7 protein-coding genes are annotated in these 7,673 nt (G+C 50.3%); all 7 read right to left on the bottom strand.

Annotated elements, in window-relative coordinates:
• Positions 1 to 73 precede the first annotated feature (73 nt).
• The 7 genes from QMA35_RS20385 to QMA35_RS20355 all read right to left on the bottom strand — a co-directional run bounded on the left by QMA35_RS20385 (position 74) and on the right by QMA35_RS20355 (position 7,365).
• A complete protein-coding gene (locus QMA35_RS20385) occupies positions 74 to 328 on the bottom strand; it encodes a hypothetical protein (protein WP_281648987.1) in 255 nt (84 codons plus the stop codon).
• 275 nt (positions 329 to 603) lie between these two features.
• Entirely contained in the window at positions 604 to 924 is a 321-nt protein-coding gene (locus QMA35_RS20380; RefSeq protein WP_281648986.1) for a DUF3301 domain-containing protein, read from the bottom strand.
• A 43-nt stretch (positions 925 to 967) separates the two neighbouring features.
• Complete coding sequence (gene minE / locus QMA35_RS20375) at positions 968 to 1,243, bottom strand: cell division topological specificity factor MinE (RefSeq protein WP_281648985.1); 276 nt, start codon at positions 1,241 to 1,243, stop codon at positions 968 to 970.
• Positions 1,240 to 2,055, bottom strand: a complete 816-nt coding sequence (gene minD, locus QMA35_RS20370) for a septum site-determining protein MinD (RefSeq protein ID WP_281648984.1) — start codon at positions 2,053 to 2,055, stop codon at positions 1,240 to 1,242. Before minD ends, minE begins: the two co-directional genes overlap by 4 nt.
• A 41-nt stretch (positions 2,056 to 2,096) precedes the next feature.
• Positions 2,097 to 2,948 (bottom strand): septum site-determining protein MinC, encoded by an 852-nt coding sequence (gene minC / locus QMA35_RS20365; protein WP_281648983.1) that lies wholly within the window; start codon positions 2,946 to 2,948, stop codon positions 2,097 to 2,099.
• Between the two features lie 203 nt (positions 2,949 to 3,151).
• The gene (gene rapA, locus QMA35_RS20360) at positions 3,152 to 6,088 is read right to left on the bottom strand and encodes an RNA polymerase-associated protein RapA (protein WP_281648982.1); all 2,937 of its coding nucleotides are present in this window, start codon (positions 6,086 to 6,088) and stop codon (positions 3,152 to 3,154) included.
• A 122-nt stretch (positions 6,089 to 6,210) separates the two neighbouring features.
• The gene (locus QMA35_RS20355) at positions 6,211 to 7,365 is read right to left on the bottom strand and encodes a hypothetical protein (protein ID WP_281648981.1); all 1,155 of its coding nucleotides are present in this window, start codon (positions 7,363 to 7,365) and stop codon (positions 6,211 to 6,213) included.
• Positions 7,366 to 7,673: the final 308 nt, after the last annotated feature.

Raw genomic sequence — 7,673 nt, 5'->3', positions numbered from 1 at the left:
AAAGAAAAGTTTGCTGCTGAGCCTTTACGATCAGATCTACCGCGTTAAAGCGATAACGGGCTGGAATGATCGGTTACTCACCATCGATGATGGTTTCGATAGCGTCGTTCTGGAAATCGTGTTCTTTGTCGCTGTTCTTCTCGGGAACCATATCCATATGGGCCTGCAGAATAACGCCACGGCGATTTTCCAGACCTTCTGTGGCAGGCTTGCGGATAATCACATTGCCAGTGGCATCAACCGTGTGATCCAGGCCTTTGCTCGCGCAGAAAGCAACCACATGCTGACGAATCTTGTCTTCATGGTGGGAAGGGTGGGGGGATTGCACAGATATCGGCGAACTGCTGCCATACACCCTGTGGGTGCAGATTTCTGATATCGCTTATAAAACTCACTTTTGCGCAGCCTGACTCCCATCCGGGGATGACAGGCTGATGAATGAAATCGCGTGGACGCACATCCTAAATCGGAGATACACGGGCCACGTTGATACAGGACAACAAATGTCTGGAGACTGTCCGCAAAGATAATGCCAGGGGGCGTTCTCAATTAGGCAATGATCTTCGGGTGGCGCTGAATCGTATGCTTAATTGAGAACGCCCCCTAGGGAAGCATATGGGGTGGAATGCGTATTTCCTGCAGATGATTCCCCAGCATCAGAACTTCGCCTTGATAGCGGTCTTCGCCGGTAGAAGAAAACTCAAATGTGCAGCTGCGCCTGATCACCAGGCTGCCGCTGGGGCTGCGGGCGATACTTTTAAAATTCAGGGAAATGCCGCCATCGAGAAACTGCAGATCCAGTTCTTTACAGCGGGCTTTGGCGTGGCGGGTGGCAAGTTGACGTACTGTCTGGCTGTTCCACCAAAACATAGCAAAAGTGGCAATAACAGCCAGAACAAAAATGTCGCCTAACTCCAGATACATCCTGTACGAAACCCTTTGTTCTTGTGCAGGGGGTGATCAGATTCTAACTGGCCACCGAATTGGTTTCCGGGAGTGTAACATTCAACTCCAGTATGGAAACATCCTGCTGACTCTCAAAGGTGATGCTGACATGCTCCTGTTGTACGTCAACGTACTTGCGCACAACTTCCAGAATGTCCTGCTTCATGGATGGCAGGTAATCAGGAGTTGTGTGCTCGCCATTGCGTTCGTGAGCAACAATGATCTGCAATCTCTCTCTGGCGATAGCCGCGCTGTTGGTTTTTTTCTGTTTGTGCCGGAACACTTCCAGAATGCTCATCCTTGCCCTCCAAATATCCTTTGTAATAACCCTTTACGGGGAGCCTCCAGGAATCGCATAGGGCATTCCTGACCAAGAAAACGCTGTACAGCATCATCATAGGCATTACCGGCATCGCTGTCTTCCAGATGAATAACCGGCATCCCCTGATTGGATGCTTTCAATACAGTGTCATCTTCCGGGATAACCCCGAGTAAAGGAATGGCCAGAATGTCAGTCACATCCTCAACACTGAGCATATCACCACGTTCAACTCGTGTTGGGTCATAACGAGTCAGTAGCAGGTGTTCACGAACAGGCTCAAGATTCAATTCTGCCCTGCGGGACTTGCTGTGCAGAATGCCAAGAATACGGTCAGAATCACGCACTGAAGAGACTTCAGGGTTTGTAGTGATAATGGCTTCATCAGCATGGTAAAGAGCCATCAATGCGCCGCGCTCAATGCCTGCGGGAGAGTCGCAGACAATATAATCGAACTCTTTGGAGAGGGTTTCCAAAACCTGGGCGACACCTTCCGGTGTCAGAGCATCTTTATCACGGGTTTGGGAGGCAGGAAGAACAAAAAGATTGTCGGTATGTTTGTCTTTGATCAACGCCTGATGGAGAGCCGCCTCACCGTTAATAATGTTGATGAAATCGTAAACAACACGACGCTCGCAGCCCATAACCAGATCAAGATTGCGCAGGCCAATATCAAAATCAATAACAACGGTGCGATGCCCTTGAAGAGCCAGACCAGTAGACAGGGCGGCACTGGTGGTGGTTTTACCAACGCCACCTTTACCTGAAGTGACAACAATTATTCTCGCCAAGGTTTCCCCCTACCGGTATTCAATTTTATGTGTACAAAGATTCAGGTGAGCTGTTTAAGAGCCAGTGAATCGTCTTGCAGGTAAACCTGCACCGCTTGTTTCCAGAGGGACTTGTCCATAGCAGCCGCCATTTTGTAGTGCCCATGAATGGAAACCAGCTCGGCTTCAAAATGAGTGCAGAAAATACGTGCCTGACCATTGCCTTTCACACCCACCAGGGCTCGTCCACGAAATGCGCCGTAAGCATACAGGTTACCAGTCACCAGCACTTCGGCGCCGGTACTGACTGGCCCGGTGAGTATCAGATCTCCGTCGTGAAACACCTGTTGCCCGGAACGTATTGGACTACTGATGATTTTCGGAGTTTGGTAAACCGGTGACTCTGGGGCTGGTTCGTCTTTTCTTGCATCGGATGGTTCTGGTGAAACCGTATTATTCAGGCCTGACTCATTCTGATGAATCGGAGTAACATTCTCCTTCTTAAGAGGCGTGACCGATGAAGCTGGGTTGCTATCAAAAGAGTGAGTGGCTGAGGGCACCTTTCTGGCCGCTGATGCAGGCTGTGCCGGAAGGCAGGCCAAACCGGCGTCTGAGGCACTGGTTCTATGGTCAGCGTTGCCGCCTCGAATAGCTATCAGGTTTATGCCAAAGCCCGCACATAAAGAACAAAGCCGTGGCAGATCTATGGGGCCTTCCGGGTCATGAAGGTTTTCCAGTCCTACGACGACCGGCGTGTTTTCAAAAAAGCGTGGAGCCTTAGCGACTAATCCTTGCAGTTGGTGATGCAGGTTTAGTTCATCAAAGCGATACAGTTCCAGCGTCATCATAGTGATCATGCTGCCTTTCAACTGAAAGCAGGGGCTGGCTGTATGGGGTGTAATTGTGCTTGTCATGGCTGGACGGCAGGTACTTCTTGCTCAGCATAGAGGTAGGGTAGGGAGAGCTGAACGGGGAAGCAAGGGAATATCACAGAAATACAGGAAAAATACTACAAAAAATACTGGTTATGACTACTGTGTCGCTTTTCATGCAGGGGAGAGCTGTTGATTGTTAAAACCGACCCACGGTGTATGAATCGGTTTTTTGGGCGGAGCAATCAGGTTGTGAAAATCAACCGGATAGCATCCAGTCGCATTTGGGCTTTTTGCAGCAGCTGATGACCCTGGGCAGCCTGTTGTTTGAGGAACTCAATCTCTTCATCGCGGATGTTCGGGTTAACGGCTTTGAGAGCCGCCATCCGGCGAATTTCCTGAGTGATGTTATTCATGAGTTTCTGGCAGGAATTATTAATAATATCCGCTACCTGGCCACGGGCATGGTTTTCCGCTGCCTTGGCCATTTTCACAACAGCCTCTCGCTGGTTTTTCACCACCTTGCGGGCAGTACTGGTTTTCAGCTTCTGCAGTTGGGCATCCAGATTCTTGAACGGCACCTTGGCATCCAGATTCTTAAGGGATGGATCAATCAGTGTACGCAATACAGTTGGTGGCAGGAATCGCTCCAGCTGTAGACCTTTGTCACCACTGGCTTCCACTACAAAGATGGCTTCCATCAACATCAGCCCCGGTTTCAGGCCTTTGCTCTTAATAATTGCGCAGGCGGTGTTACCGCTTTCGCTGGTAAGCAGCATATCCATACCTTCACGCACCATAGGGTGCTCCCAGGTAACGAACTGCATATCTTCGCGGGAGAGGGCCATGTCCCGGTTGAACGTAATGGTTGTACCATCGGTTGGCAGGCCAGGGTAGCTGGTCACTGTCATATGATTGCCGGGGCGTACCACCAAAGCGTTCTTGGAGTGATCCTCGGTTTCCAGGCCGAAGCTTTCGAACAGCTTTTCTACGTAGTTGGACAGTACTTTGGGGGTGTCTTCACTGCTGATTTCACCAACCAGATCACGCTTGCTGCCTGCACCACGGGAGTTCAGTTCCAGAAGGCGATCCCGGCCAAGGCGCAGATGCTTGCTGACTTCACCGTTCATGGCGCGGGAGCGTTCAACCAGGGTCTCGAAATCCCAGCTTGTTTCGCTGCCGGTTTGATCCTCATCTTTACAGGAAGCGTTTAGCAGCCAGGCCTCTTGCTCTTCACGCAGACGGGAGTAAACAACGCTACCAGCCGGGCAGGTGTCAGCAAATGCATTCAGTCCATCGTTATACCACTGGAACAGGCGCTCCTGCCCGGTCCCCTTAATGTAAGGAACATGAATGCGGATAGTTTCTTCCTGACCGATGCGATCCAAGCGACCGATACGCTGTTCCAGAAGATCTGGGTTAGCAGGCATATCGAACAGAACCAGATGATGGGCAAACTGGAAGTTACGGCCTTCGCTGCCGATCTCAGAGCAGATCAACACCTGGGCACCATACTCTTCATCAGCAAACCAGGCTGCGGCACGGTCACGCTCAACAATGCTCATGCCTTCATGAAAGACAGAGGCTTGCGTACCTGCACTGATACGCAGAGCATTTTCCAGATCCATTGCCGTGCTGCTATTAGCGCAAATCACCAGAATCTTTTCTTTGCGAAGCAGCTTGAGCATATTGACCAGCCAGTCAACGCGGGGGTCGACTTTCCACCATGGGTCGGCATCATCAATAGTGACATGCCTCTGGTAAGCCAGTTCAGGGAACTGCTGTTCCCGTAAATCGGAGCTTTGGCTTTTGAGTGTTGCAGTTTTGGCACTCTCTTCCAGGGCAATGGTGTACAGTTCTGGTCGTTCTTGTGGATAGCCCTGAACGGCGCGACCTGGGAAACCAGGGACGGCTGCACGGGTATTACGGAACAATATGCGGCCAGTGCCATGGCGGTCCAGAAGTGCACGGATCAGCTGTTCTCTGGCATTGGAGTGCGTAGCTTCGGTCTGGTCACCATCATTGATAATGGCAATCAAGCCATCCGCTTCGGTGCCAAGCAGGGATCGCAGGTTGTTGGCAGCCTCTTCGGAAATGCGGCCGGTGTCCAGCAGTTCTCTGGTCGCTTCGGCAACGGGCTCGTAGCTGGCTTCCTCTTTCTGGAACTCCTCCAGACTGTGGAAACGATCCGGATCCAGTAGGCGCAGGCGGGCAAAGTGACCAGCATGGCCCAGTTGTTCAGGCGTTGCGGTAAGGAGAAGGATTCCAGGAGTATCTTCAGCCAGCTTCTCTACCAACTGGTAATCTGGGCCGGCACCGTTTTCTTCTGTCCATTCAAGGTGGTGGGCTTCATCCACAACGAGTAGATCCCAGCCAGCATCCAGTGCCTGAGCTTGATGTTCCGGGCTGTTACGCAGGAAATCAATACTCGCCAGTACCAGTTGTTCGCTGGCAAAGGGGTTATCACCATCGGCATTACGGCAACGTTCTTCATCGAAAACGCTGAATGCCAGATTAAAGCGGCGCAGCATTTCTACCAGCCACTGATGAACCAGAGGCTCTGGTACCAGAATTAGAATACGTGAGGCACGTCCGGTGAGCAGCTGACGATTCAGAATCAAGCCGGCTTCAATGGTTTTGCCCAAGCCTACTTCATCGGCCAGAAGAACCCGGGGTGCGTAGCGGTCGGCCACTTCATGGGCAATATGCAGCTGATGGGGAATCAGGCTGGCACGGGCGCCAGACAGCCCTAGCCAAGGGGATTGGCATAGACGGTTGTAATGAGCCAGAGTTTGATACCGCAATGAGAAATTGCTGTTCAGGTCGATCTGGCCAGCCAGCAGGCGATCCTGCGGCTTGTTGAACTCGATAAAATTATCGAGATTGGCTTCCGGCAATTCACGGTGCTCACCGTTTTCGTCAGTACCGGTATAAACCAGTAGACCGTTCTTTTCCTCAACACCGGATACAGTCAGTACCCAGCCATCATGGCTGGCTACAGAATCCCCCGGTTCAAATTGTACGCGAGTCAAAGGACTGTTTTCCTGACGATAAACCCGGGTTTCACCTGTGGCCGGGTAGAGCAGGGTTATTGTGCGGGCATCGAATGTAAGAATGGTGCCCAGCCCCTGTTCGATCTCGGTGTCACTGATCCAGCGTTGTCCCGGGACGAAAGATGCCATGTGTTCTGCCTGCTCCGTCAATCAAAAAGGCCGGTATGTTATCGAAAAATACTGAAAGGACAATATAGGTGAGACCGCAAAGTTTGAGGAATTTGCAATTAAATAAGATTTCATCCGGGAATCTACGTAAGTTGTTGTATCAGCCAGTAAGTGAAAAGCCCCAAAATGTTACCACATGCATACCCGAGAACGCCTGCACTCATGCCACTTAACAGGATAGTCCGGTTATGCATAACGTTCGCTGCCAGGGGGACAAAGGGAGGGGAGAGGATGGCTGCGACAGATGTCACCAAAAAAGTATCGGCATCAATTCTGAACAGGTGACAAAACAACATATGTACAATAACCGCGCCAAACGCTAAGGCCAGAAAAAAGGCCAGTAACGAGAACGTAGCCTGTTCCAAAATGCTTTTGCTGAACAATGTGCCTGAAAACAGACAAAACAAAAGGATCAGATACATGCCCAAGGGGTAGGTGCTTTTTGTCGTACGTATTCGGGAGTTGAAAGAAGCGGCCAAACTTAAAACTGTCAGGGTCACGATGGCTGTGGCTGTTTGAGCATTTTGGCTCACCAGTGAAGAGGCAGACAGGGCGATACCTATTATTAGCAGATTACTACCAAGAGGGAGTCGTAGCTGCTGCCAGGATTTCTTTGCAAGTAACAGGCGGTATTCGTCAAATTCGCTTCGTTCGTTGTCAACAGGCCTTGTGTCCGCAGATTGAAATGGCGGTAATACTTTTCTGGCAAACTTATGGGCAAAAGTAATCAGGAAAAGAAGGTACAGGCTGGAAATGAGAACGTCATATCCATAAACCAGCAGAAAACTTTCGTTGCTGGCCTGTAGTCCCGTTTTCAGTGCCGCACCATTCACCAGGGAGCCAGTGAAATTCCCTACCGCCATGCTGGCTATGTAAGGCAGCTCATTGATATGGCTTTGGAAGAAAAGTGTTAGCAGTGTTGCCAGGAAGACCACCGTCATCATGGCGATGATCATTGAAATCATTGTACGGCTAGCCAGTGTAAACCAGGCTTTAACATCAGATGAAAACAACAACAGTGGCAGGGCGAAGGCGATAAATATTCCTAAAACGTCTTCAGCTACTGGTCGAAAGGCTGTTGTGTGAAGTGCATGCTCCATTAACTGGCCAAAGGCGACGCTTGCAAGAAAACACAGAGCTGCGCTGCCTAGATTATCGAGTAGAGGAAAACGGTGACAGAGATAAATAACGACTGCTGGAACAGCTAATAAAAGTACGGAAAACAGGTATTCTGCCATTACTCCCAGAGCCTTTGTTATGAACCCGCAGTTCTGCGGGAGATAAACCATGGTTTTTATGAGTCCTGCGATTAAAGGAGCGTGATTCCTGAAATCCCAAATGCGCCGCGATAACTTTAACAGGCTGGTTCTCTTCCGCGAGAAGTTTTTGCAATGTGTCTTTTACCTGGCTGCGGATTGCTTTGTCGAAGGTGACTGATACTCAGCTTTATAATGCATTGAATAAATATATGGCTCCTCAGGGATATCTGTGGGTAAACAGGAGCGGATTTTGAGATAAAAGCACCAGCGGCTGACTTCTGGTAGAT

The sequence above is a fragment of the Parendozoicomonas sp. Alg238-R29 genome (genome assembly GCF_947331445.1).
Lineage (GTDB): Bacteria > Pseudomonadota > Gammaproteobacteria > Pseudomonadales > Endozoicomonadaceae > Sansalvadorimonas.
The sequence above is the reverse complement of the archived record's forward strand: the minus strand, read 5'-3'. Positions and strand labels throughout refer to the sequence as shown.